This is a genomic window from Shewanella metallivivens, from assembly GCF_028750675.1.
GTDB lineage: Bacteria > Pseudomonadota > Gammaproteobacteria > Enterobacterales > Shewanellaceae > Shewanella > Shewanella metallivivens.
The window spans coordinates 37,032-60,161 of record NZ_JAQQPZ010000010.1 but is presented as its reverse complement, the minus strand read 5'-3'; the positions used below and the strand labels follow the sequence as shown (position 1 = coordinate 60,161).

The window sequence follows — 23,130 nt, the reverse complement described above, 5'->3', positions numbered from 1 at the left end:
GTGTTTGGCATCATATTTATCCGTTTCTATTATGTATTAGAGAGTATGCGATGCTAGACAGTTGGAAGGCCTTGCTAGAACAACAAGCTAATCAACCTTATTATCAACAGCTGCAACAGTTTATCGCGTCACAGCGCTCTGAAGGTAAAGTGATATATCCCCCTTGTGATGAAGTACTTACAGCATTTGATTTAACCCCATTAAATGAGGTGAAGGTGGTGATACTAGGGCAAGACCCTTATCATGGCCCAAACCAAGCGCATGGGCTGTCTTTTTCAGTGAAAAAGGGGGTTAAGCCTCCACCGTCATTAGCCAATATGTATAAAGAACTTTGCAATGATATTGACGGCTTTAGTTTGCCAGAACATGGCGAGTTAACACGATGGGCGAAGCAGGGCGTGTTGCTGTTGAACACGGTATTAACCGTAGAGCAAGGGCTGGCGCATTCTCATGCAAAAATGGGCTGGGAAACCTTTACCGATGAAGTATTAAAATTATTAAATGCCCAACCGAGGCCAATTATTTTTGTATTTTGGGGGCGTCATGCAATTAAAAAGGGTCGATTAATCACGGCACCGCAGCATGAGGTATTAACCGGGCCTCACCCATCGCCATTATCGGCATATCGAGGTTTTTTTGGGTGTCAGCATTTTTCAAAGATTAACAAAATCTTACTTGGCAGAAATGATAAGGTCATCGATTGGCAAGTGTAGACGCTTAGGCGCATTCAACCCCAGTTAAATGCGCCAGGCGATTAATTGTTACGGTTTACTGATAGGTGAGCTAAAGAAATTAATGCTTGTTTATAATCACTGTCATCGAACACTGCCAGTGCATCAATGGCTTTTTGTGCTTCTAATTGAGCTTTTTCTTCGGTGTAGGCTAACGCACCAGACTCATCGAGAGCCGCCAAAATTTCATCGATAGCTTTAGTGCCATCACTTTGTTCAATTGCTTCTCTAATGAGCTTTTTAGCTGCATCAGAACCATGTTCCATGGCATAAATCAATGGTAGTGTTGGCTTGCCTTCAGCTAAATCATCACCAATGTTTTTACCTAATTCGTCGGCATTGGCGGTGTAATCGAGCAAGTCATCAGTGAGCTGAAATGCGGTGCCCAAAAACTTGCCATAATCGCCGAGTGCTTGCTCTTGCTCTGGGGTGACATTGGCAAGTACGCCTGCAAGTTGAGTGGCAGCTTCGAATAACTTGGCTGTTTTACAGTAAATTACCCGCATATAGTTTTCTTCGCTGGTATTAGGGTCATTACAGTTCATTAACTGCAGTACTTCACCTTCAGCAAGAATGTTAGTGGTATGCGCAAGCACTTTCAGCACTTTCATACTGTCGAGCTCAGTCATCATTTGAAATGAGCGGGTATACAAAAAGTCTCCCACCAACACACTGGCACTATTACCAAATAATGCATTGGCGGTTTCGCGACCACGGCGTAAAGTCGATTCATCAACAACATCGTCATGCAGTAAAGAAGCGGTGTGGATAAATTCGATAATAGCCGCAAGTTTAAGGTGTTGTTCGCCTTGATAATCGACGACTTTCGCCGCCAATACTGATAATAACGGACGTAAACGTTTACCGCCGCCATTGATGATGTAAAAACCGAGTTGGTTAATTAAGGCTACATCTGATTCAAGTTGTTTATATATCAGCTGATTGACTGCTTGCATATCAGTGTCAGCCAGTTGACGAATGGCGTTTAAATCCATAATAGTCTCTGGTTGTTGGGCGACAGGGTTTACACCCTTAATAAGTCATATCGAATTTGAGCGCATATCTTACAGGATATCAACGCTGTTTTTCAAAGTATCTATTGTACCAAGCTTGTGTTACATAACGCAGATTGTGTACTTGGTTGCTTTATTTAAGCACGCAATGCTACAAACAATGCTACAAAATGAGGTTAAATCAAGCATTGAGGTGGTTGTTTTTACGCAACCCCTTCAAGCAACATATATTAGCTAATTTTTAGGTAGGGCACATTAGCTATTAATGAATAGTGTGCGGTTATGTCGTCTTTTTTATTTGAATGTAAATTAAGGCTTGCCTGATGCTAAATCTTCGCGTAGAATCCGCGCCCATTGTCATTAAAAGTTTTTTAGCACCTAGTCTCGTCAATTATATGAGTTAGCGTGTTAGTCATTTGGAGTAAAATAGCTATGTACGCTGTTTTTCAAAGTGGCGGAAAGCAACACCGTGTTGCTGAAGGTCATACAGTTCGTTTAGAAAAATTAGAAGTTGCTACTGGTGAAACCGTAGAGTTCGATCAAGTTTTATTGATCGCTGATGGTGAAACAGTACATGTTGGTGCTCCTTTAGTTGCTGGCGGTAAAGTCGTAGCTGAAGTAGTAAGCCACGGTCGCGGCGAAAAGGTAACTATCGTTAAGTTCCGTCGTCGTAAGCACCACGACAAGAAGATGGGCCACCGTCAGTGGTTCACTGAAGTTAAAATCACTGCGATTAACGCATAATTTAGGAGTCTAACTCATGGCACATAAAAAAGCTGGCGGTTCTACTCGTAACGGCCGCGATTCAGAAAGTAAACGTCTTGGTGTTAAGCGCTTTGGCGGTGAATCAGTTCTAGCTGGTAATATTATCGTTCGTCAACGTGGTACTAAATTCCACGCTGGTGTTAATGTAGGTGTTGGTCGTGACCACACTCTATTCGCGTTAACAGACGGTAAAGTGAAGTTTGAAGTTAAAGGTCCTAATAACCGTAAGTTTATTAGCATCGAAGCTTAATTCTTTACAAAGCGAGATCTCGAAAGCCCTGCCTATGGTGGGGCTTTTGTGTTTTTTATATCATTAAATTTCCGTGGGAAGTTTGATGATTTTAGTTTATATGCAGTAGGCGATATCGTGATGAATGCTATCTTCAGCGCTTTCCTGCAAATCCCATTGATTTGGGGTTATAATTACAGAATAAGTGGCGTCAGGAGTCAGTATGAAGTTTGTTGATGAAGCGAATATTCGCGTTGAAGCAGGTGACGGCGGAAGCGGTTGCGTGAGTTTTAGACGCGAAAAATATGTTCCAGATGGTGGACCAGATGGTGGTGATGGTGGCGATGGCGGCAGTGTTTATCTGCAAGCTAACGAAAACTTGAATACCCTGATTGACTACCGTTTTACTCGTTTCCATATGGCTGAACGAGGATCAAATGGCCGCGGGCGTGACTGTACAGGTCATGGTGGCGCTGATTTGATTCTTCAAGTACCAGTTGGTACTCGTGCTATCGATCAAGAAACCGAAGAGTCATTAGGCGATTTAACTACGCATGGGCAAAAACTGCTTGTCGCTAAAGGTGGTTTCCACGGTTTAGGTAATACACGCTTTAAAAGCAGTACTAACCGTGCTCCGCGCCAAAAGACGCTTGGCACACCTGGTGAAGTTCGAGCACTCAAGCTTGAGTTGTTATTGCTCGCTGATGTTGGTTTACTTGGTATGCCAAATGCGGGTAAATCGACCTTTATTCGTGCTGTTTCACGTGCGACGCCAAAAGTGGCAGATTACCCGTTTACCACGTTAGTACCTAACTTGGGCGTTGTTAACCCTCGTCCAGGTCAAAGCTTTGTTATTGCAGATATTCCTGGGTTGATTGAAGGTGCTGCAGAAGGCGCAGGTTTAGGTATTCGCTTCTTGAAGCATCTTGAGCGTTGCCGTATGCTTTTGCACATTATTGACATCGAACCTATTGATGGCAGCGATCCTGTGCACTCTGCTCGTGCAATTGTGGGCGAGCTTGAAAAGTACTCACCTAAGTTGGCCTCTAAGCCACGTTGGTTAGTGTTTAACAAGACCGATTTATTACTTGAAGAAGAGCTTCAGGAAAAAATTGACCACATTGTGAAAGAGTTAGATTGGCAAGGTGATGTATATACTATGTCAGCTTACAACCGCACAGGAACTGAAGAGTTGAGCATTAAGATGCTTGATTACATCAAGAGTATTCCGGTGGTTGAAGAGTTATTGCCAGAAGATAAAGATGTCGAATTTAAGTGGGACAATTATCACCAAGGCGCAGATGATTCTCTTAATGAAGATTATGATGATGACTTTGATGATGATTTCGACGATGATGATTACGATGTAGAAGTTATCTACCAACGTTAATTTGCTCATTTGAGGATATCGTGTACGCAGATAGCCAAAATGATATTACCCGCCTTGTAGTTCGCTGTGCGCAATTACTGTTGGCCTATGGTGCTGAGTCTGATCTCGTTGAAGAGATCAGCCAGCGTCTTGGTAAGGCTCTCGGGCTTGCCAGTATTGAATTATCAATCTCTTCCAATGCACTTGTTCTCACGAGTCTTGTACATGGACGTTGTATTACTACCACGAGACGCATTCGTGCTCATGGCATTAATATGATGGTCATATGTGAGTTGCAGCGTATTTGTTTGCTGACTGAAAAGGGCATTTATGGTGCTAATGAAGTCAGACGACGCTTAGCACATATCAAACCTAAATCTTACCCAGCAATTGCCGTTGTACCAATGATTGGCTTGTCTTGTGCTAGCTTTTGTCATTTGTTTGATGGTGACTTAATCGCTTGCGTCATTACTTTTTTTGCCTCTGCTATTGGCATGATGGTGCGTTTATTTTTAGCATCACGTCACTTTAATTTATTAGTCAATTTTTCGCTTACCGCGTTTGTGATCACTGCCTTTGCTCAAATGGGTTATTTATGGCCAATAACTCAAACGCCGCAAGCTGCAATGGCGGCGAGTGTGCTCATGCTGGTTCCCGGCTTTCCGCTGATTAATGCCATTTCTGATATGGTTAAAGGCCACATGAATGTGGGCATATCACGTTGGGGCCATGCAACTCTTTTGACATTAGCATCGGTGATTGGCATTACTATTGCGATGCAAATGGGTGGTATTTTTTAGATGTTATCTTTTTTAAATTTACTGCTCCATGATGCGTTTTTCTCTGCTATTCCTGCTGTGGGCTTTGCCATGGTGTTTAACGTGCCTAAACGTTATTTAGTTTATTGTGCCATTGCTGGAGCTATTGGTCACAGCTCAAGAACCCTGCTCCTGCAATTTTCTATGCCAATTGAATGGGCAACGTTTGTTGCTGCAGCCCTAGTAGGACTGATTACTATTCGTTTTGCTAAGCGTCATTTGGCTCCTCCGCTGATGTATGCTGTCGCGGCTATCATTCCTATGGTGCCTGGAACTTACGCATTTAATACTGTGATAGCGCTGATTCAATTAACGGCTCAAAGTCAGGTGAGTCCGGAGCTTACTGCACAGGTGATTGTAAACGGCCTTAAAACGGTGTTTATACTTGGTGCTCTGGCTGTTGGTTTAGCATTACCGAGCCTGCTGTATTACCGCACCAGACCCATTATTTAAGTTGTTCTACTGAGCTTAATGCTCAGTAAACCAGTTTGTTCGTCTACTCCTCGAGATAATAAGGATTTAGCTCAATGCGTATCGCAATGATTGCCGCCATGGCCAATAATAGAGTCATAGGTAAGGACAACAAAATGCCATGGCATTTACCGGAAGACTTACGCCATTTTAAGGCCATGACACTTTCTAAACCGGTGATCATGGGGCGCAAAACCTATGAATCAATTGGTCGACCTTTACCGGGGCGTCATAATATCGTGATTAGTCGTAATCCTCAGCTTAGTATCGACGGTGTAACTTGTGTTACCGACTTCGATGCTGCACTAAAAGCTGCGGGCGATTGTGCTGAGGTGGTTGTTATTGGCGGCGGTCAACTTTACGAACAATTGCTGTCTCAAGCTGACGTATTGTACTTAACAATGATTGATTTAGATGTCGATGGCGATACGGTATTCCCTGCTTGGGATGATGGTTCGTGGGTAATCGAGAATTCAGAAAGTTTAACAAGCGACAAAGGATTGCAATATAGCTTTAACACACTCGTGAAAAAGTGTTAAATTAATCACGTAAACCCTGAGATTAATGTATATCAATGGAGTGTAACGCTCTATGAATACAAGCTATATAACAATAAATAGATAAAGGAGTGTCAGATGCGCCTATTGCCTGTGGCTATTGCAGCCCTGATTGCAGCATCTTCTGTGTCAGCCCCTGCTGTTGCTAATACAGAACAATTAGTAGCAAACATTTGTGACTATGTAAAATCAGACGACAAAAACCGCTTACGTAAAAAGATGAAAGAAAGTCGCGTTAAATTACGTAATGTTTATGCAAGCATTTCTTGTGATGGCAGCAGTTTATTGCGTACTGCCTACAATTCAAATGCTAATGATGTCGGTGAGTTTATCGCAAAACGTATGCCATCGTCTGACTTAGCAGCCCCTGAGGCTGACGGCACAACCATATTAGACTGGGCTGCGGCCAACGGTCATGATGGCAGTCCTATCACCGCAGCGATTAAAGATCGTGTTGGTGGTTGATTTTAATCAGACGTTAAAGCGTTAACCTGTATTGAGCTGGTTAACTAAAAATACCGATAACATGTTATCGGTATTTTTTTATGACTTATCCGACTCTTTGTTGCTGTACTAACACGCAACTCTTGTTTGTGTACCGATTGACTTGACCACATCACATCCCATTACGGCTTCAAATGACTTTGATGTAGATGACTACACCTGCAGTCATTGGGTTTAGTGACGCAGCCTAAAATAGATCACATTCTAATAAGGATTGGTATAAGGATTGGGATTACTTGCCTAGAAGACGCAGAACTCCCGCGGGCATTAATTTGTGGAGTTGGTATTAGTCAAAAATGCTCAGCAAAAAACTAAAAAGGCCCTGATGGGCCTTTTAGAGATTTAACCGATAGAGAAGTGCTTGCTATACTTTAAACTCGCGTACAGATGCTTGTAACTCCTCAGCAAGCACTGCGACTTGATGACTCGATTGTGCAGTTTGATCTGCACCTGTTGCTGTTTCTTCTGAAATCGATGCTATATGTTCTAGTTTTTCTGAAACTTGTTGGCTAACAATGTTTTGCTCTTGTGCAGCGTGGGCAATATGGTTACCTGAGTCGTAAGCTCTATGCACTGATTGACTGATTGTCTCTAAGGCAATGTTAGCTTGTTCATTCTTTTCAACACAACTGTTTGCTTGATTGCGTCCGAGCTCCATTACGGCAACGGCTTCTTGAGTACCGACTTGCAGTACTTCAATCATTTGTTGAATTTCGCTGGTTGAATGTTGAGTACGTGACGCTAAATTACGGACTTCGTCGGCAACAACTGCAAAACCTCGTCCTTGCTCTCCGGCTCGTGCTGCTTCAATAGCAGCATTCAATGCTAACAAGTTAGTTTGGTCAGCAATGCCACGAATAACATCTAAAATAGAACCAATTGAGGCGCTATCTGAATGGACTTTGTTAATGACAATACCGGCTTTAGCGACTTCATCTGCCAGTGCAATAATCGTGTTTTTGCTTTCTTCAGCAAGTGAGCGCATGTGCTGAGCTTCTTGGTCAGCCTGTTTAATTTCATTGAGGGCTTGATCGGCGCTCATTGAAACCTGCTGAGCACTAGAGCTCAATTCTGTTGTTGCAGTTGCAACTTGGTCAACTTGACTTTTTTGTTCTTGAATCCCAATCGTTGTTTGTGAGGTAATTGCTGATGTTTGTTCTGCCGCTGCAGCGAGCTGATTTGCCCTGTCGACAATACCCACAATAAGGCTGCGTAAGCTGTCGACTAGACGGTTACAGTTTTTTGCCAGATCGGCAAATTCATCATGGCCCGAGTCATCTAACTTATGGGTTAAGTCGCCAGACGCTAACACTGTTAAAGCTTGGTTCACCTTTTCTAACGATTTAGTGAGTGGGGTAATCACGGCAATACTAACAACAATGGCAACCACAATAGCAAAAAGAACAACCCCAAGGGTTTTATAAAATGCCGAGTCAATAATACTGAGTGCTTCGTTACTGATATCACGTGCAAATGAGTCAATCGATTTGGCTAGCACAGTCATTTTGCTATTAACATCTTTTGCGGCGCTTTGAGTCTGGGCAAGTTGTTTGGTAGCGGCAAAACTGTGGGTTAATTGTTGCTGCTTAAGGTTGATAATGGAGTTATTGCCCTCAAGTAAAGCGAATACTTTGGCGCTTTCTGCTGTTAAGTCTTCAAGGGTTGAGTCACTCACCACACCGCTACCTTGGCGGTGAATGTAGTCAAGCTTACCAGTGGCTTCACTGACCATGTAATCTAGTTCTTTGATGATAAGGTCGTACTTGCTTTGCTCTGTTGCCGCCACTAAGTCATATATGGTGGTTATGATGTTGATGAAGGTGCCATCAACAAGGCTAGCTGAGGCGGCAAGACTGCGCTCAGTTTCATCCTCACTGGTTTCAAGATCGATTATGTCGAGTAAGATTGATGAAGAGTCATCTGCGGCATTCTCAAGGTCGCTGCGCATATCATTGAGCTTTTCTTGTAAGCTTAATGCATCTTGACGCTCATTAAGCATGTTGTTTGCGCTGATATGGTAAGCGTTATAGCTTTGGGTTAACGCCTTTAAGGGCGCAGTGAGTTGTGTTTGTTGACTGACTAAGTCACTTAAATTAGTTAAGTCATTTTCGAAACGGCTATTGAGATCTGAAAGCCTTTTCTCAATAGTGGGGATATTTGATGAGTGCGTACTGTAGTAGGCTACTAACGCTTCAATTTGTTGAGTATTGAGGTTTTCATTTAATACGCTGGTTGTTTCAAGTGCAGGTAAGCTAATCGTCTTAAGGATAGTGGCGCCATCTTTAATACTGTTGTTACTCAGTAGGGTAACCACACCTAGAAATACGATGAGTAATGTGACGACACCAAAGCCACCAATCACTCTAGTCGCTACGTTAATTTTCATACAATACTCCGATTATTATTATTTGATCCTGATTTTAATTTTATTTGGGTTGTAGAGGCTGAATTTATCATCGAACAATTGTTTCTCAGGCAAATGTAATAAATCCCATAGTTTGCTATCGGCAAACTGCTACTTTAGTTTAACGTTAAATGACCCTTTTTTGGGTAATTTTTTCATTATTTTCAAGATGCCATAATGTGAGGTGTTCTCCCCAACAGCAACCGGTATCGAGTGCGTTAAAATGGGCGTTATTAGTTTGCCCCATTAACGCTGCCCAATGCCCAAACACTAGTGTGTTCTGTGGTGCGCACAGTGAATCGAATTCAAACCATGGTTTTAAGTTTGTCGATGTTTGTTTTAGTGGCGATGATTTGCAGTCAAAGTCGAGACGACCATCTAAATGTAAAAAACGCATTCGGGTTAATGCATTGATGCAATAGCGTAACCTATCTGTCCCCTTTAAATCTACACTCCATTGTTGAGGGGTGTTGGTGTACATTTTTGCGATAAGCGCGGTTAAATAATCGTCTTGTTGTAGAGCAATACTCACTTGTTTTGCTTCTTGGATGAGAGTATCGATATCCCATTGGGGCGGGACCCCTGCATGGGTCATGATGATATTATGCTCTGGTAACGTCCTAACTAGGGGTTGCTGGCGGATCCAACCTATCAGGTTATTGATGTCAGGTGCGTTGAGTAATTCAGACAGCTTATCTTGTGGGTTGATTTTTTTTAGCTTGCCATGCAGCGCAAGTAGGTGCAGATCATGGTTACCTAGTACCACTTTGGCTGAGTCTTGTAGTGACTCAAAAAAACGCAAGGCGGCTAACGAGTCTGGGCCACGAGCAATTAAGTCTCCTACTGCCCAAAGTTGATCTTTTGAGGGGTTAAAATCTACTTTTTGCAGTAATAAGGTTAATTCGTGAAAGCAGCCCTGAATATCGCCGACAAAATAATGAGCCATGGTTATTGTAGAATTCCCGGTACCGCTAAACGAAATGTTGGGATGGTGACTAGAAATCTCTGGCCTTTGTCATCTTCCATACCATAAAAGCCTCGCATAAAGCCGACAGGCGTTTCCATGACGGTGCCGCTAGAGTATTGATAAGCGGTATTGGGGGTAATGGTTGGGGTTTCACCTACCACACCTGGGCCTTTTACCTCACTCTCTTTACCGTTTGCATCAGTGATGATCCAATGACGGTCTTTTAAAGTCACATTTTTATCACCAAGATTAATGATAGTGATGGTATAGCTAAAAAGGTACTTACTCTCAGCGACATCCGATTGTTGCTCTAAATAATGGGTGTCGACTTTAATTTTTATAGGCGATTCGACTTGGCTCATTTGAGTTCCTGAGTAGGGAAAAATAAAAGGGCATGCTTGGCATGCCCTTATTATTAATTTTTTTTATCGCACAGTAAATTAGCCATCGCAACATACTGCTCAACACTGATTTGTTCTGGCCGCATTGTGGCATCGATGTTGAGTGACGCAAAGTCATCGTCTGACAGCAAGGCTTTTAAGTTATTACGCAACGTTTTACGGCGCATATTGAATGCGGTAGAACATAAATGACGTAATACATCGACATCTTTACAAGGCCAAGGTTTAACGTCGTAAGGTAATAATCTTACTACTGCAGAGTCCACTTTTGGCGGGGGGGTAAAGCAATGTGGTGGCACTTCAAGTACCGGTACAACTTGACAGTAATATTGGGCCATAACGGTTAAACGGCCATAAGCTTTAGTGCCAGGGCTTGCAGAAAGGCGTAATACCACTTCTTTTTGCAGCATAAAGTGCATTGTTTCAATTTGCTCTGCAAATTCAAACAAATGAAACATCAGCGGGGTTGAGATGTTATATGGTAAGTTGCCAAACACCTTCATCTTTTTGCCTGGCTGCTGTAGCTTCATAAAGTCAAACTGTAACGCATCACCTTGGTGAATGGTCAGCTTATCTTTAAGAACCGGATGCACTTGCAAACGTTCCACTAAATCACGGTCTAACTCAACAACGGTTAAGTTGTCGATTGAGTCTGCTACTGGCTCCGTTAACGCACCCAGACCTGGGCCAATTTCTACCATTATATGGTTGTTATCAGGGGCTATCGCGCCAACAATGCTGCTGATAACTCCTTGGTCTGTAAGGAAGTTTTGTCCAAAACGTTTTCTGGCTGTGTGGCCTAAATGTACTTTATTACTCATTAAAATGGGTTACTTACTTTTTGAGGCCAATTCGATGGCTTTGTTTAATGCACAGGTAAAACTGCCGCTATCCGCTTTGCCAGTACCTGCAAGTTCAAGTGCAGTGCCATGATCGACAGAGGTACGGATATAAGGTAAACCTAAGGTGATATTGACCGACTTACCAAACCCTAATGATTTGAGCACAGGTAATCCTTGGTCATGATACATCGCGAGCACCACGTCTGCTTGTTCAAGGTACTTAGGTTGGAATAGGGTATCTGCTGGCAGTGGGCCAACAATGTCAATTCCTTGCTCTCGTAACTCATTAAGCGCGGGGATCATGGTATCAATTTCTTCACGGCCTAAATGGCCGTCTTCTCCTGCATGTGGGTTTAAGCCACATACATAAATTTTGGGTGAGCCTAAACCAAATTTACTGACCAGCTCACGGTGTAAAATACTGATAATGTGATGCAGTCTGTCGCGGGTAATGGCTTTTGCAACATAAGCTAATGGAATGTGGGTCGTCATTAAGGCGACTTGCAACCCTGGTGTGGCTAGCATCATCACTACATCAGGACAGTTTGCTTGCAAGGCAAAAAATTCGGTATGGCCACTAAACGGGATACCCGCTTGATTGATGATGCCTTTATGCACAGGCCCAGTAACAACTGCATCAAACTCATTAGACATGTTTTTTTCACCTGCATAGCGCAAGGTGTCGACAACATAAGCGCTGTTGGCTTCGTTTAACACGCCGCATTCTGCTGGCTCAGCAAGTGCAAAAGGTGAAATCGTCAGCGTACCGGCAGCTTGTGGTTGCGGTGGCTGGTTAGGGTTGTAAGTTCTTAATTGTAAAGGTAACCCGAGTCGCTTTGCTCGACTGTTCAAAAGATCAGGATCGGCACAAACAACTAACTCAGCAGGCCATGCCTGCTGAGCGAGTTTGATGACTAAGTCGGGACCGATGCTTGCTGGTTCCCCCGGAGTAATGGCAATACGTTTAGTCATTGATCTTGCTTAACCTCGTTGCGTTTCTGGCTCAATAATTTCAATATAAGCTTCTGAGCGCATTTCATCCAACCAGTTTTGTAATTCCTCGTTAAATTTACGACGGAAAATTAACTGGTGAGCACGATTGCTGTTGAATTGATCGGTTGCGTCTGTTTTACGGCGCGACTCAAGTTGAACAATATGCCAACCATGGCTGGTGCGGAATGGTTCGCTAATTTGGCCTTCCTCTAGGTTAGCCAATGTTTGTGAAAATTCAGGCACATAAATGTTAGGATCTGCCCAGCCCAATTCACCGCCTTTAGCGCCTGAACCAGGATCTTCTGAATACTGTTTGGCGAGTTTGGCAAAGTCTGCTTCTCCGTTGCGCACTTGCGTTAAGAAGTTTTCTAGCATCGCCTTAGCACGATCTTCCGATAAAATTGGCGATGGTTTTAGTAGAATATGACGAGATTTAACCTCTGACACTTCTTGCGTTTGCAGACCTCGAGTATCAACCACTTTAATGATGTGGAAACCTGAACCTGATTTAATAGGGCCAATAATGTCGCCTTTTTTAGCACCATTAACAACTTCTGCAAACAAGGTTGGCATTTCGTTAATGTTCATAAAGTCCCAAATACCACCTTCAAGGGCCTTAGGGCCTGACGATGCTGCAATAGCAGTACTGCGGAAATCATCACCATCATTTAGGCGTTTTAATACGATATCAGCACGACGACTTGAGTTTTCAAGTTGTTCGCTGCTTGGGTTACTTGGCACTTCAATTAGGATGTGGCCAATTTGAAACTCAACATCTTTTAAGCCTTGCTCTTCAATTAGCTTAACCAAGCCGCTGATTTCTTGTGGCGACACTTGAATACGACGTTGAACTTGAATACGTTGAATCTCACCTAGGGTGATTTCTTGGCGTAATTTCTCACGGTATTGGCTAAAACTGGTTCCTTCGCTTTCGATAGTCTGCTGCATTTGTGCCACAGTCATTTTTTGTTCTTTCGCGATGTTTTCAATAGTTTGGTCTAATTGTAAATCACCGATTTGCAAACCAATACGTTCAGCCATTTGCATTTGTAAATGGGTTAAAATGAGACGTTCGATCACTTGAGTGCGAAGCGCATCTTCAGAAGGCAGTGTTTGATTAGCTGCTTTTGCGTTTGCTCTTACCGTGACAATCATGTTTTTGATTTCACTTTCGAGAATAATACCGTCATTAATTTGTACTGATACGCGGTCTAATTGCACTGGTGCTGCAACACTGGTATGGCTTATTGCCAGCGCGAGTAATGCAAAAATCATTTTTTTACTGTGTTTCATCCACAAAATCCTTGGCACATTCAATTCAATATAAACTGGCGATAGATCGCCAAAATAAGGTTACTACTTCATACTCAACAGCATGTTTGTTGTTATTGGACTATGAGTTTATCGCTAGGTTCAGCAATCTATCACAAAAGAATGCTAATTCCTCAAGTAAAGTGGCTTACGGTAGTTAAATAAGCCTTCGTTTAACATGTCAGCGACCCCTAAAGGACCTGAACCGCCTAAACCTTTAATGACAAAGTTGAGGTATACACCGCTTTCAAACTCTTCAGTGGTGTTGTCTGTATCTGTTAAGTCATCATCATAATTTGTTTTAATACGATAATGATAACTTAAACGAACGGCCCAGCAGCAAGACTCGTATTGAACACCTGTGTAGGTTTCAATGTTACGAGATTCATTGAGGTCATAATAGTAGTTACCGACAAAATACAAATCATCGCTGATAGGCCACGATGTTCGAAAACCGGCCTGGGAAATATCGACTTGGTCATTGGTGTTAGTATTCAATAAATCAGGCACGTAACGATAACTTAACTGCAATAATTTGTCATTGCTTGGACGAAAATCTAAAGTGACTTCATTCTTTTTGTTTTCGCCTGTTTCTGTGTCATGTTGCACTGAACCACTAATAAACCAATCATTGTATAACTGAGCATCTAATTCGGCGGCTAACACTGATGTTGATGGTGAGGTTTCTTCGTAGGTATCATCAATACTCACTTTAGAGTCTTCCAGATACATAATTTGGCCGACACTGAACTTAAACTTCTCACGGTTTGAGTGATCAAATAAGCGAGTTGTAAAACCTAACGTGAATTGGTTCGCATCAGCGATACGGTCTAACCCAGAGTATTGTCTGTCACGAAATAAACCGTAGTAATCTTCTTGTAGTTCTGCCGTGTCGTAAATACCAATGTTTGATTGGTCTTCATAACCTACATATAAATATTGCACTTGTGGCTCTAACGTTTGGCGATATTGTTCACTAAACAGCTGGGTTGCACGTTCAAAGTTAACCTGCCCATGCAAGCGGGCTTGTGGAATGGTGCGACTGACGCTTTCATCTAAGGTTGAGTCATCGTCAAGGTTTTGCTGCCAATATTGAGTTTGCATCAATTTGACTTCGCTGGTAAATGATCCCGCAGGCCCTTGAATTGGCCAGATTAAACTTGGCACTAAATGTAAACGGTTAGCGGTATTGTACTCATCGTCTTGGTGGCGGAAATTGGTTAATTCGGAGTTAAACTTAAAATCAATTGACTCAATAATATCTTCAGTACGGTAATTAAAGTTTAACTGCGGCATCACCTGATAAGGTTTTTCATCTTCGCCTAACACTTTAATATCTTGAACGCGGATATTGAAATCCCAATTGCGCTCAAAGTAACTCGCCTCACCAATTCGTGATAATTGGTTGTCAGTCGACTGGTTAACATCTGAATCTAAATCGTTAAAATAATTGTTGTCTGACACATTTGTATAGTCAGCTCTTACTCGCCAGTTTGCGTTAACAGCACCTTGGTGGCTCCAGTGATAAAGATAACGGTCTGCTTTTGTGCTCAAGTTGTCATCACTGTCTAAGTATTCAACATTAAACTGGCCATTTTGCTGTTCTCCGGCAAGATAACGAAACTCTGTTTTGGTAAATAAACCGCGAGATGACATGTAGGTAGGTGTAAAGGTTAGGTCATATTCCGGTGAAATATTCCAATAATAAGGCGTACTGATTTCAACACCGTTGGTTGTGCTGGTACTAAAACTTGGAAACAAAAAGCCGCTTTTACGTTTGTCTGACACTGGTACTGTCATGTATGGAATATACAAAATAGGAACATCGGCGATCCGTAATTTGGCATTCCAGATCTCTCCCCATTCTTCTGTGCTGTCGATTTTAATCATGTCGGCCTCTAGCAGCCATGATTCATCGCCTGGAGGACAAGTCGTAAAATTGGTTTTGGTCAGTAATAAATTGTTATCTGAGGTGATTTGAAGCTTACTCGCATCACCATGAACTTGTTGACCATGCAGCCAGTATTGCGCCTTTTGTAATGTGGCGCTGTTGGTGCTCATTTGGGCTTCAAGTGAGTCGGCGGTAACTGTAAATAAATCGTCTTTAAAAATTAAGTTACCATTAGCGCTTAATCGTTGGTTTTTTTGATCTAAAATCGCGCTGTCAGCCGCAATATGTCGCAACCCTTGGCTAAAACTCACATCGCCAGTAAATTCGGCTTGTTCGTTAAATGCAGCATTAGAAAAGTCACTGATAATCACGATTTGTTCGTCATCAATCCCTGTTAATGCTGCTCTGTCATCAAATGAGCGAGAAACCGGTGGCGTAACAAAGCATTGCGATGTTGGCAGTTCAGTCGTGTCTGCTTCTTCAGCTAGAACGATATTGGGGAGTAGGCATAATGCCAGGAAATAACGGATCTGCATTGTTGTCAATAATTTATGATTTCATATTCAGGAAAAGTTTTGGAGAGAAAAAGATACTCAGCTAATAAAACATTACATTCATTAGCTGTTTCCAAATGTTATGCTGGCTATAATAAAGCAATTTTTCGTGAAGAGCCATTGAGATGAGTTTATCTGATCCAAGATTTGTCGCCTTAAACCACTGGTTAAACCATTATTTTAAAGCTGAGGTGGCGCCATTATTAATTTGTGGTGATGCCAGTTTTCGTCGTTATTTTCGTATTCAGCATCTTGGCAAGCATTACATCGTGTCAGATTCGCCAATACACTTGGTGCCTATTGCGCCTTTTGTTGCTGTAGCTAAGGCTTACCGTGCTGCAGGTTTATGTGTACCAGAAGTGCTTGCAACCAGTATTGAGCAAGGGTTTGTATTGCAAACTGATGTTGGCGAACAGCAGTTATTGTCCGTGCTTAATCAGCACAATGTTATCGATTATTACCAACAAGCGCTCAATCTATTACCCACCATAGCGACTGTAACTGACACCGAACTGGGCCCGTTAACCGACTATGATGCCGACTTCGTACAGCGTGAATTAATGATTTTTATTGATTGGTTGGTAAATAAACACATAGATTACACATTAACGAACAATGAACAGCAAATGATCACTGCCGCATTTGCCGCGTTAACTGACAGTGCCATGTCGCAACCTAAAGTCGGTATGCATCGTGATTACCACAGTCGCAATTTGCTCATCAATGCGGATGAGCTTGCAGTGATTGATTTTCAAGATGCGGTATTAGGGCCAATCACGTATGACGCAGTATCGTTATTACGTGACTGTTATGTCCGCTGGCCTGATGAATCGGTGCAACAATTGAAGCAATATCATTATCAATTAATCAAGCAGCACAAGTTACTTTGCGATGAGGTTGATTTTGTGACGTACCAGCAATGGTTTGACTTAATGGGGCTGCAACGCCATATCAAGGCTGCTGGCATTTTTGCGCGTTTATATCATCGTGATGGAAAGCGCGGTTATTTGGCTGATATTCCATTAACCTTGCAATACATTGTTGATATTGGTGCGTCATACCCTCAAATAGCCGAGTTTAGCGCGTGGGTTGAAACGGTTATCGCCCCTTTAGTGCAGCAAAGACCCATAACGGAATCCACTCAGGCAGGTCATTAAACATGAAAGCGATGATTTTGGCCGCAGGCCGAGGCGAGCGATTACGCCCGTTAACTGACACCTTGCCAAAACCTTTGGTCAATGTTGCCGGAAAACCTTTGATTGAATACCATCTCGAAAANMYYSSYKSYTTKGGNAATTAAACAGGTGGTTATTAACCATGCTTGGTTAGGGCATAAACTGCCTGAACAGCTTGGCGATGGACAACGCTGGGGCTTGCAAATTAGCTACAGCGCTGAAACCGAAGCATTAGAAACCGCCGGTGGCATTAAACAGGCGCTCAATTTTTTAGGTGATGAGCCTTTTTNWRGTCATTAATGGCGATATTTTTATCGATTTTTTACCTGAGTTGAGTACAGCTTATCAACGGGTTGCCCAAAATAAAGCCGATGCATTTTTGTGGTTGGTTGATAATCCGCCACATCACCCCTTAGGGGATTTTTCCATCAGCGCGCGGGCAAAGTTAAGTCTTAGTGATGAGCAAAGGTTTACCTTTTCAGGATTGGGGATTTATCATCCGCGATTATTTAACGATTTGCCTGCAGGAAAGCAAGCGTTAGGGCCTTTACTTAAACAAGCGATAGCACAGCAACGTATTGAAGGTGAACACTTTAGTAGTTATTGGTGTGATGTAGGGACCATTGGAAGGCTTGAGCAATTACATTCAAGGTTGCAGGGGCAATGCTAGTGTGATGAATAGTGGTATAAGAGACGTTAATTATTAAATAAAGCGGAAGGTAAAATGCGCATTTGGGGTAAAGTTTTCGGGTTCATTATCGGGTTTATGTTCGGTCGTTTTTTTGGCGCATTTTTAGGATTGTGGCTTGGGCATGCATATGATAAACGCCAAGGTTTGTCATCGTTAATGCGTAAAGGCAGTGAACGCCAGGCGATATTTTTCAATGCTACCTTTGCCGTTATGGGGCATATGGCTAAAGCCTCAGGGCGTGTCACTGAAAATGACATTCGTATTGCCACCATATTAATGGATCAAATGAAGTTATCTGGGCAATCGCGTATCGATGCTCAAGAAGCATTTAGGCATGGTCGCGAGGCCGACTTTGATTTAGCGAAACAGTTAGAACAATTTCGTCATGTCACCCAGGGACGTGCAGAGTTATCGCAAATGTTTTTAGAAATCCAAATTCAGACCGCACTATCTGACGGTGAACTGCACGCTAATGAGAAAAACATCTTATCGATTATTGCGAATAAGTTGGGAATGGCATCGCAACTCGATGCGCTACTGGCACGCTGGCAAGCTGAGTTCAGTCATCATCAATCGCCACAGGGTAATAAAATGCCGCTGACTGACGCTTATGTGATGTTAGGTATTGCTGATTCTGCTTCCGAGCAAGAGATTAAGCGTGCTTATCGCAAATTAATGAATGAGCATCACCCCGATAAGTTAGTGGCTAAAGGGCTACCAGAAGAAATGATGGCTCTAGCCAAAACTAAAGCGCAAGACATACAAGCAGCATATGAATGCATTAAAACATCACGGGGAATGCGCTAAATTTAAGGGCGCTGTAATTTATGCTAACAATGGACTGAGGTCATAGATGAAAATAGTGGTATTAGACGGTTACACACTCAACCCAGGCGATTTAGATTGGCAAGGGTTACAGTCGCTTGGCGAGTGTACTATTTACGATCATACCCTAGCCAATGAGGTTGTGGCGCGCTGCCAAGATGCGCAAATAGTATTAACCAACAAAACGCCGCTCAACGAGCAAACCCTAAGCCAACTTCCACAATTAGCTTACATCGGTGTGCTGGCAACAGGGACCAATGTGGTCGACATCGCGTGTGCCACCCGGCTTGGTATTCATGTTACCAATATTCCTGCTTACGGCCCTGATGCCGTAGCTCAAATGGTGTTTGCTCATATTCTACATCACCATCAACAAGTGGCATTACACGACCAAGCTGTAAAAGCTGGCCAGTGGAGTCGAAATCGCGACTTTTGTTTTACGTTATCGCCGTTAATGTCGCTAAAAGGGCTTACCTTAGGGGTGGTGGGGTACGGTGATATTGGTCAGCAAGTGGCGAATTTAGGTGTTGCATTTGGAATGAAGGTGTTAGTGACCAGTGCCAAGCCTAAAACGGAGCTCCCCCCTGCTATTCAATGGTGTGAGCGCGATACTCTATTGAAACAAGCTGACATTATTTCGTTGCATTGTCCGCTAACTGTAACCACCAAATACATGATAAACAGTGACAGTTTGGGTCTACTTAAGGCGGGTTGTTTATTAGTGAACACTGCTCGCGGCGATTTAATTAATGAAGCCGATTTAGCTAAATGGCTTAATCAAAATAATGGTTTTGCTGCAGTGGATGTGTTATCCACTGAGCCGCCAAGCCCCGACAATCCGTTGTTAAGTGCCACCAATATCACCATTACGCCGCACATTGCTTGGGCAACATTACAAGCAAGACAGAATCTACTCAGTATTGCGGTTGATAATATAAAGCAGTTCCAGCAGGGGAATGTGGTTAATTGTGTAAACGGTTAAAAATGCGTGAGGATTAAGCAACAAAAAAGCCGCAATGATTTGCGGCTTTCTTTTGGGCAGGATCAAGGCTGCTTAATCAGTTCAAGGCTGTATAGGTTAAAATAAAACCTTGATGTGGTTGGCGACCGTTTTGGCTTTTTCAATGGCGCTTTCTATGGATGTGTCACGTGCAAGGGCAACACCTAACCGGCGGCGACCATTAATATCAGGTTTGCCAAATAAGCGTAATTGAGTATCAGCAGGCGCTAAGGCTTGTGCCATGCCTTGGTAACGAATATTGGTCGAGGTGCCCTCGGCTAAAATCACAGCTGAAGCGCTTGGGCCATGCTGAACAATATTGCTTATTGGTAAACCCAAAATGGCACGAACATGTAACGCGAACTCAGATATGTCCTGGCTAATTAACGTTACTAGGCCTGTGTCGTGTGGTCTTGGAGATACTTCAGAAAAATACACTTCATCGCCTTTTACAAACAACTCAACACCAAATAAGCCAAAGCCGCCTAAGGCTTCAACCACTTTTTGGCTGACGGCTTGGGCTTTTTGTAAAACAACTTTAGACATGGTTTGTGGCTGCCAAGATTCACGATAATCACCGTCTTCTTGTCTGTGGCCTATCGGATCGCAAAAATGAATGCCATTAACTGCGCTAATAGTTAATAGGGTGATTTCATAATCAAAAGGAATGAAGGCCTCAACAATCACTCGACCTTGTCCCGCGCGGCCACCTTCTTGCGCATAAGCCCATGCTTTGGCAATGGTATCGCTCGACTTAATCACACTCTGACCTTTACCTGACGAGCTCATTACCGGCTTAACCACGCAAGGAATACCAATGTCGGCTACAGCTTGCTCAAACTCGGCTTGAGTATCGCAAAAGTAATATTTTGATGTCGGCACATTGAGGGTTTCTGCTGCTAGGCGGCGAATGCCTTCACGGTCCATGGTTAACTTTGTGGCATTGGCAGTCGGAACCACATGTAGTCCTTGTTGCTCAAGTTCTACGAGGGTTTGAGTAGCAATGGCTTCAATTTCTGGGATAACAAAATCGGGCTGTTCTAATTCGATTACCGCTTTTAACGCGTTAGCGTCGAGCATATTAATCACATGAAATCGATGAGCGATTTGCATTGCCGGGGCGTTAGGGTAACGGTCAACACCAATGACTTCAATACCGTAACGTTGCAGTTCAATAGCGACCTCTTTACCAAGCTCTCCGCAACCTAATAACATGGCTTTTACTGTGCCAGGTGTGTTTGCTGTGCCAAATATAGTCGGAATGGACATGATGATTTATAGCCTTTATGTAGGGATATTTTTATATGCCGAACAGTGTAACGATCCCTAGGATAAAAAATCCAATAGAAAAACCAATAAATCGTTATTTTATTGCAATAGGTATGTTTTTTTGTGATGTAAGATTGTGTTTAATTACGATAAGTGGCTTGAAACGGCTCAATACGAGTGCGTAAATAAGTGGGGATTAACAAGCCAGAAAAACAAATGCTGGCTTGTTATTGATGATAAATTATTGCTCGCAGATTATTTAACCAACAGGCCCGCAGCGGCCAAAATAAGCTCAGGAGCTGGGCGCACTTTGTAGTTTGGGTTTACATATTGAAAATGAATTAACCCCTTTTTATCCGCTAAGTATACCGCTGGCACAGGCAACACTAAGCGTTTGTCACCTTCTGGTGTGGTAAACAATTCATTGGTCACCACACTAGCGGTGTATTTTTGGGTGATATCAGCACTGGTGTAATAAGCTAAACCAAAGGCTTGTGATGCAGCCAATGAGCTATCTGATAACAATAAATAATCAAGCTTTTGATCATTTAACGAGGCGCGCATTTTTTCCGGCGTATCGGGCGAAATCCCCACAAGTTGAAAACCCATTTCGATCAGTTTAGGTTCAATGGCTTTTAGTTGTCCCATTTGTGAATTACAAAATGGACACCAACCGCCACGGTAAAAGAAGAATATCGTCGGCTTTTGCGCCACAAGCTTACTGAGTTCAACCGCTTTACCATCCACATCTTGCAGGGTAATTGCTGGTATTTGGTGGCCATTGAGTAACGGCATGACATTATTTTCGTCACTGGCAATAGGTTTAGCTACACTGGCTAAACTGGTTAAGGTAAGTACGGTGGCAACAAGCAGTGTTTTTAACATGATCAGTCCTTATAGAGTAATGTCCTGACTAAAGTAGACCTCATAATCACACAATTCATTTCATTCAAATACAAAAAAAGCGCCTAAGCGCTTTTTTCAATTACCGTTTATTGCTTCAAACGGGGTTATTTAATCTTTTTGTATTTAACCGCGCTGCTGGTTTTACCCACTTTAACACGGCGGCCATCCATCTTTTTCTCAGCAATCATTTGTGCGCCAACGTTATCACTACGTTGCTGTTTTTTGGCGAAGCTACGACGCTTTTCAATTTGCTTAAGCAACATTTCACGACTACCGACTTCATAACCCGGTACTGTGATGCGGCGAATTTGTTGGCCGATAAGCTTTTCAATGTCGGCTAACGTGCGTTCTTCTTCACGGCTCACAAACGAGATAGCAACACCGGTTTTACCCGCGCGCCCAGTACGGCCAATACGGTGAACATAATCTTCGGCCAAAAAAGGTAAGTCATAGTTAACTACGTATTCAAGACTTGGAATGTCAAGGCCACGTGCTGCCACTTCGGTGGCCACTAAGACTCGGACTTTACCTTCAACAAACTCACGTAGTGCACGGCGACGACTACCTTGGGCTTTTTCGCCATGTACGACACCCGACGGTATACCGTCTAGGTTGAGTTCTGCCACTAATTTATCTGCCGCATCGCGGGTGGCGGTAAAGACCAATACTTGTTGCCAGTTTTTAGTACCAATCAGTTCAGACAATAATTCACGCTTACGGCGTTGTTCAACCGGATAAATAACTTGGCTAATGGTTGCCGCTGTCGTGTTTTGCTTATCTACGGCAATCACTTTAGGTTTATCTAGCATGTCGTTAGCCAGTTTTTTCACTTCGTTTGAGAAGGTGGCAGAAAACAACATGTTTTGACGTTTTTTATTTACCGCTTGCAAGATTTTCTTAATATCGGCACTAAAGCCCATGTCTAACATACGGTCGGCTTCATCAAGCACTAAAAAGTCAACGTTAGACAAACTTAAGTTACAAGCAACAATATGCTCAAGTAAACGGCCTGGGGTGGCCACAATGACATCTGCACCGCGCTTAAGCTTTTGCGATTGCGTGTCCATTTTTACCCCTCCGTAAATGGTTAATACGGTAAAGTTGAGGTGTTTGCTGTAAGCGCTAATGTTGTCTGCAACCTGTGCCGCAAGCTCGCGGGTAGGGGTAAGAATTAATGCGCGTGTGTTTGATGGTAATGTCTCTTTAGGCACTTCACACATTTTTTGTAAAATAGGTAAAGCAAACGCTGCGGTTTTACCGGTACCGGTTTGCGCGCTGGCGAGTACATCTTCACCACGACGAATGGCTGGGATCGCTTGTTTTTGGACTGGTGTCATAGCTTGATAACCGCACTCAGCGATCGCGCGTAATATTTCTGGGGCGAAGCTAAAAGATTCGAATTTCATGGTGCAGTTCCTGTATATACATCAAAACAAAGCGATTT

At 42.9% G+C, this 23,130-nt stretch carries 22 protein-coding genes and 1 pseudogene; 12 read left to right on the top strand and 11 right to left on the bottom strand.

What is annotated here, in order from left to right:
• The first annotated feature begins 50 nt into the window (after positions 1-50).
• The gene (gene ung, locus PQR79_RS12155; RefSeq protein ID WP_238102956.1) at positions 51-713 is read left to right on the top strand and encodes a uracil-DNA glycosylase; all 663 of its coding nucleotides are present in this window, start codon (positions 51-53) and stop codon (positions 711-713) included.
• A 41-nt stretch (positions 714-754) separates the two neighbouring features.
• Here the strand turns inward: ung and ispB are convergent, their stop codons facing one another.
• Positions 755-1,726, bottom strand: a complete 972-nt coding sequence (ispB, locus tag PQR79_RS12150) for an octaprenyl diphosphate synthase (RefSeq protein ID WP_238102504.1) — start codon at positions 1,724-1,726, stop codon at positions 755-757.
• A 450-nt stretch (positions 1,727-2,176) separates the two neighbouring features.
• Between ispB and rplU the strand changes: the two genes are divergently transcribed.
• The 7 genes from rplU to PQR79_RS12115 all read left to right on the top strand — a co-directional run bounded on the left by rplU (position 2,177) and on the right by PQR79_RS12115 (position 6,418).
• On the top strand, positions 2,177-2,488 hold the full coding sequence (gene rplU / locus PQR79_RS12145; protein WP_188919577.1) for a 50S ribosomal protein L21: 312 nt from the start codon (positions 2,177-2,179) through the stop codon (positions 2,486-2,488).
• Between the two features lie 16 nt (positions 2,489-2,504).
• On the top strand, positions 2,505-2,759 hold the full coding sequence (rpmA, locus tag PQR79_RS12140) for a 50S ribosomal protein L27 (RefSeq protein ID WP_011621691.1): 255 nt from the start codon (positions 2,505-2,507) through the stop codon (positions 2,757-2,759).
• A gap of 202 nt (positions 2,760-2,961) precedes the next feature.
• Positions 2,962-4,128, top strand: coding sequence for an Obg family GTPase CgtA (cgtA, locus tag PQR79_RS12135; protein ID WP_238102505.1), 1,167 nt, complete (start codon positions 2,962-2,964; stop codon positions 4,126-4,128).
• A gap of 20 nt (positions 4,129-4,148) precedes the next feature.
• On the top strand, positions 4,149-4,907 hold the full coding sequence (locus tag PQR79_RS12130; protein WP_238102506.1) for a threonine/serine exporter family protein: 759 nt from the start codon (positions 4,149-4,151) through the stop codon (positions 4,905-4,907).
• On the top strand, positions 4,908-5,378 hold the full coding sequence (locus PQR79_RS12125; protein ID WP_238102507.1) for a threonine/serine exporter family protein: 471 nt from the start codon (positions 4,908-4,910) through the stop codon (positions 5,376-5,378).
• A gap of 74 nt (positions 5,379-5,452) precedes the next feature.
• Positions 5,453-5,935 carry a type 3 dihydrofolate reductase gene (gene folA, locus PQR79_RS12120; protein ID WP_238102508.1) on the top strand — a complete coding sequence of 161 codons (483 nt, stop codon included), beginning with the start codon at positions 5,453-5,455 and terminating at the stop codon, positions 5,933-5,935.
• A 96-nt stretch (positions 5,936-6,031) separates the two neighbouring features.
• On the top strand, positions 6,032-6,418 hold the full coding sequence (locus tag PQR79_RS12115; protein WP_238102509.1) for a DUF3718 domain-containing protein: 387 nt from the start codon (positions 6,032-6,034) through the stop codon (positions 6,416-6,418).
• Positions 6,419-6,821: 403 nt separating this feature from the next.
• Here PQR79_RS12115 and PQR79_RS12110 read toward each other — a convergent pair whose 3' ends face one another.
• From PQR79_RS12110 to lptD, 7 genes are all read right to left on the bottom strand, one after another.
• Positions 6,822-8,843 carry a methyl-accepting chemotaxis protein gene (locus PQR79_RS12110; RefSeq protein ID WP_238102510.1) on the bottom strand — a complete coding sequence of 674 codons (2,022 nt, stop codon included), beginning with the start codon at positions 8,841-8,843 and terminating at the stop codon, positions 6,822-6,824.
• 145 nt (positions 8,844-8,988) lie between these two features.
• Complete coding sequence (locus tag PQR79_RS12105) at positions 8,989-9,807, bottom strand: symmetrical bis(5'-nucleosyl)-tetraphosphatase (protein ID WP_238102511.1); 819 nt, start codon at positions 9,805-9,807, stop codon at positions 8,989-8,991.
• Between the two features lie 2 nt (positions 9,808-9,809).
• Positions 9,810-10,190 (bottom strand): Co2+/Mg2+ efflux facilitator ApaG/CorD, encoded by a 381-nt coding sequence (apaG, locus tag PQR79_RS12100; protein ID WP_238102512.1) that lies wholly within the window; start codon positions 10,188-10,190, stop codon positions 9,810-9,812.
• Between the two features lie 53 nt (positions 10,191-10,243).
• Positions 10,244-11,050 carry a 16S rRNA (adenine(1518)-N(6)/adenine(1519)-N(6))-dimethyltransferase RsmA gene (rsmA, locus tag PQR79_RS12095; protein ID WP_238102513.1) on the bottom strand — a complete coding sequence of 269 codons (807 nt, stop codon included), beginning with the start codon at positions 11,048-11,050 and terminating at the stop codon, positions 10,244-10,246.
• 9 nt (positions 11,051-11,059) lie between these two features.
• Positions 11,060-12,043: a 4-hydroxythreonine-4-phosphate dehydrogenase PdxA gene (gene pdxA / locus PQR79_RS12090; RefSeq protein ID WP_238102514.1), complete on the bottom strand. Its 984-nt coding sequence runs from the start codon at positions 12,041-12,043 to the stop codon at positions 11,060-11,062.
• 9 nt (positions 12,044-12,052) lie between these two features.
• Complete coding sequence (gene surA, locus PQR79_RS12085; protein ID WP_238102515.1) at positions 12,053-13,357, bottom strand: peptidylprolyl isomerase SurA; 1,305 nt, start codon at positions 13,355-13,357, stop codon at positions 12,053-12,055.
• Positions 13,358-13,501: 144 nt separating this feature from the next.
• Positions 13,502-15,802 carry an LPS assembly protein LptD gene (lptD, locus tag PQR79_RS12080; protein ID WP_238102516.1) on the bottom strand — a complete coding sequence of 767 codons (2,301 nt, stop codon included), beginning with the start codon at positions 15,800-15,802 and terminating at the stop codon, positions 13,502-13,504.
• Between the two features lie 143 nt (positions 15,803-15,945).
• On the opposite strand from lptD, the gene PQR79_RS12075 reads away from it, so the two are divergent.
• The 4 genes and pseudogenes from PQR79_RS12075 (at position 15,946) to PQR79_RS12060 (ending at position 19,493) form a co-directional block, all read left to right on the top strand.
• The gene (locus PQR79_RS12075; protein ID WP_238102517.1) at positions 15,946-16,977 is read left to right on the top strand and encodes an aminoglycoside phosphotransferase family protein; all 1,032 of its coding nucleotides are present in this window, start codon (positions 15,946-15,948) and stop codon (positions 16,975-16,977) included.
• A gap of 2 nt (positions 16,978-16,979) precedes the next feature.
• Positions 16,980-17,665 (top strand): annotated as a pseudogene (murU, locus tag PQR79_RS12070) (N-acetylmuramate alpha-1-phosphate uridylyltransferase MurU).
• A 54-nt stretch (positions 17,666-17,719) separates the two neighbouring features.
• Complete coding sequence (gene djlA, locus PQR79_RS12065; protein WP_238102519.1) at positions 17,720-18,493, top strand: co-chaperone DjlA; 774 nt, start codon at positions 17,720-17,722, stop codon at positions 18,491-18,493.
• A 46-nt stretch (positions 18,494-18,539) separates the two neighbouring features.
• A complete protein-coding gene (locus PQR79_RS12060; RefSeq protein WP_238102520.1) occupies positions 18,540-19,493 on the top strand; it encodes a D-2-hydroxyacid dehydrogenase in 954 nt (317 codons plus the stop codon).
• 96 nt (positions 19,494-19,589) lie between these two features.
• Here PQR79_RS12060 and purT read toward each other — a convergent pair whose 3' ends face one another.
• From purT to PQR79_RS12045, 3 genes are all read right to left on the bottom strand, one after another.
• Positions 19,590-20,765: a formate-dependent phosphoribosylglycinamide formyltransferase gene (gene purT / locus PQR79_RS12055; protein ID WP_372941833.1), complete on the bottom strand. Its 1,176-nt coding sequence runs from the start codon at positions 20,763-20,765 to the stop codon at positions 19,590-19,592.
• A 270-nt stretch (positions 20,766-21,035) separates the two neighbouring features.
• Positions 21,036-21,665, bottom strand: coding sequence for a peroxiredoxin-like family protein (locus tag PQR79_RS12050; protein WP_238102522.1), 630 nt, complete (start codon positions 21,663-21,665; stop codon positions 21,036-21,038).
• Between the two features lie 125 nt (positions 21,666-21,790).
• Complete coding sequence (locus PQR79_RS12045) at positions 21,791-23,092, bottom strand: DEAD/DEAH box helicase (RefSeq protein WP_238102523.1); 1,302 nt, start codon at positions 23,090-23,092, stop codon at positions 21,791-21,793.
• Between the last annotated feature and the right edge of the window lie 38 nt (positions 23,093-23,130).

What these genes read in the sequence shown, in the direction of transcription:
- ung (WP_238102956.1), top strand. Translation starts at nt 51, where the DNA reads ATGCTAGACAGTTGGAAGGCCTTGCTAGAACAACAAGCTAATCAACCT.
- ispB (WP_238102504.1), bottom strand. Translation starts at nt 1,726, where the DNA reads ATGGATTTAAACGCCATTCGTCAACTGGCTGACACTGATATGCAAGCA.
- rplU (WP_188919577.1), top strand. Translation starts at nt 2,177, where the DNA reads ATGTACGCTGTTTTTCAAAGTGGCGGAAAGCAACACCGTGTTGCTGAA.
- rpmA (WP_011621691.1), top strand. Translation starts at nt 2,505, where the DNA reads ATGGCACATAAAAAAGCTGGCGGTTCTACTCGTAACGGCCGCGATTCA.
- cgtA (WP_238102505.1), top strand. Translation starts at nt 2,962, where the DNA reads ATGAAGTTTGTTGATGAAGCGAATATTCGCGTTGAAGCAGGTGACGGC.
- PQR79_RS12125 (WP_238102507.1), top strand. Translation starts at nt 4,908, where the DNA reads ATGTTATCTTTTTTAAATTTACTGCTCCATGATGCGTTTTTCTCTGCT.
- folA (WP_238102508.1), top strand. Translation starts at nt 5,453, where the DNA reads ATGCGTATCGCAATGATTGCCGCCATGGCCAATAATAGAGTCATAGGT.
- PQR79_RS12115 (WP_238102509.1), top strand. Translation starts at nt 6,032, where the DNA reads ATGCGCCTATTGCCTGTGGCTATTGCAGCCCTGATTGCAGCATCTTCT.
- PQR79_RS12110 (WP_238102510.1), bottom strand. Translation starts at nt 8,843, where the DNA reads ATGAAAATTAACGTAGCGACTAGAGTGATTGGTGGCTTTGGTGTCGTC.
- PQR79_RS12105 (WP_238102511.1), bottom strand. Translation starts at nt 9,807, where the DNA reads ATGGCTCATTATTTTGTCGGCGATATTCAGGGCTGCTTTCACGAATTA.
- apaG (WP_238102512.1), bottom strand. Translation starts at nt 10,190, where the DNA reads ATGAGCCAAGTCGAATCGCCTATAAAAATTAAAGTCGACACCCATTAT.
- rsmA (WP_238102513.1), bottom strand. Translation starts at nt 11,050, where the DNA reads ATGAGTAATAAAGTACATTTAGGCCACACAGCCAGAAAACGTTTTGGA.
- pdxA (WP_238102514.1), bottom strand. Translation starts at nt 12,043, where the DNA reads ATGACTAAACGTATTGCCATTACTCCGGGGGAACCAGCAAGCATCGGT.
- surA (WP_238102515.1), bottom strand. Translation starts at nt 13,357, where the DNA reads ATGAAACACAGTAAAAAAATGATTTTTGCATTACTCGCGCTGGCAATA.
- lptD (WP_238102516.1), bottom strand. Translation starts at nt 15,802, where the DNA reads ATGCAGATCCGTTATTTCCTGGCATTATGCCTACTCCCCAATATCGTT.
- PQR79_RS12075 (WP_238102517.1), top strand. Translation starts at nt 15,946, where the DNA reads ATGAGTTTATCTGATCCAAGATTTGTCGCCTTAAACCACTGGTTAAAC.
- djlA (WP_238102519.1), top strand. Translation starts at nt 17,720, where the DNA reads ATGCGCATTTGGGGTAAAGTTTTCGGGTTCATTATCGGGTTTATGTTC.
- PQR79_RS12060 (WP_238102520.1), top strand. Translation starts at nt 18,540, where the DNA reads ATGAAAATAGTGGTATTAGACGGTTACACACTCAACCCAGGCGATTTA.
- PQR79_RS12050 (WP_238102522.1), bottom strand. Translation starts at nt 21,665, where the DNA reads ATGTTAAAAACACTGCTTGTTGCCACCGTACTTACCTTAACCAGTTTA.
- PQR79_RS12045 (WP_238102523.1), bottom strand. Translation starts at nt 23,092, where the DNA reads ATGAAATTCGAATCTTTTAGCTTCGCCCCAGAAATATTACGCGCGATC.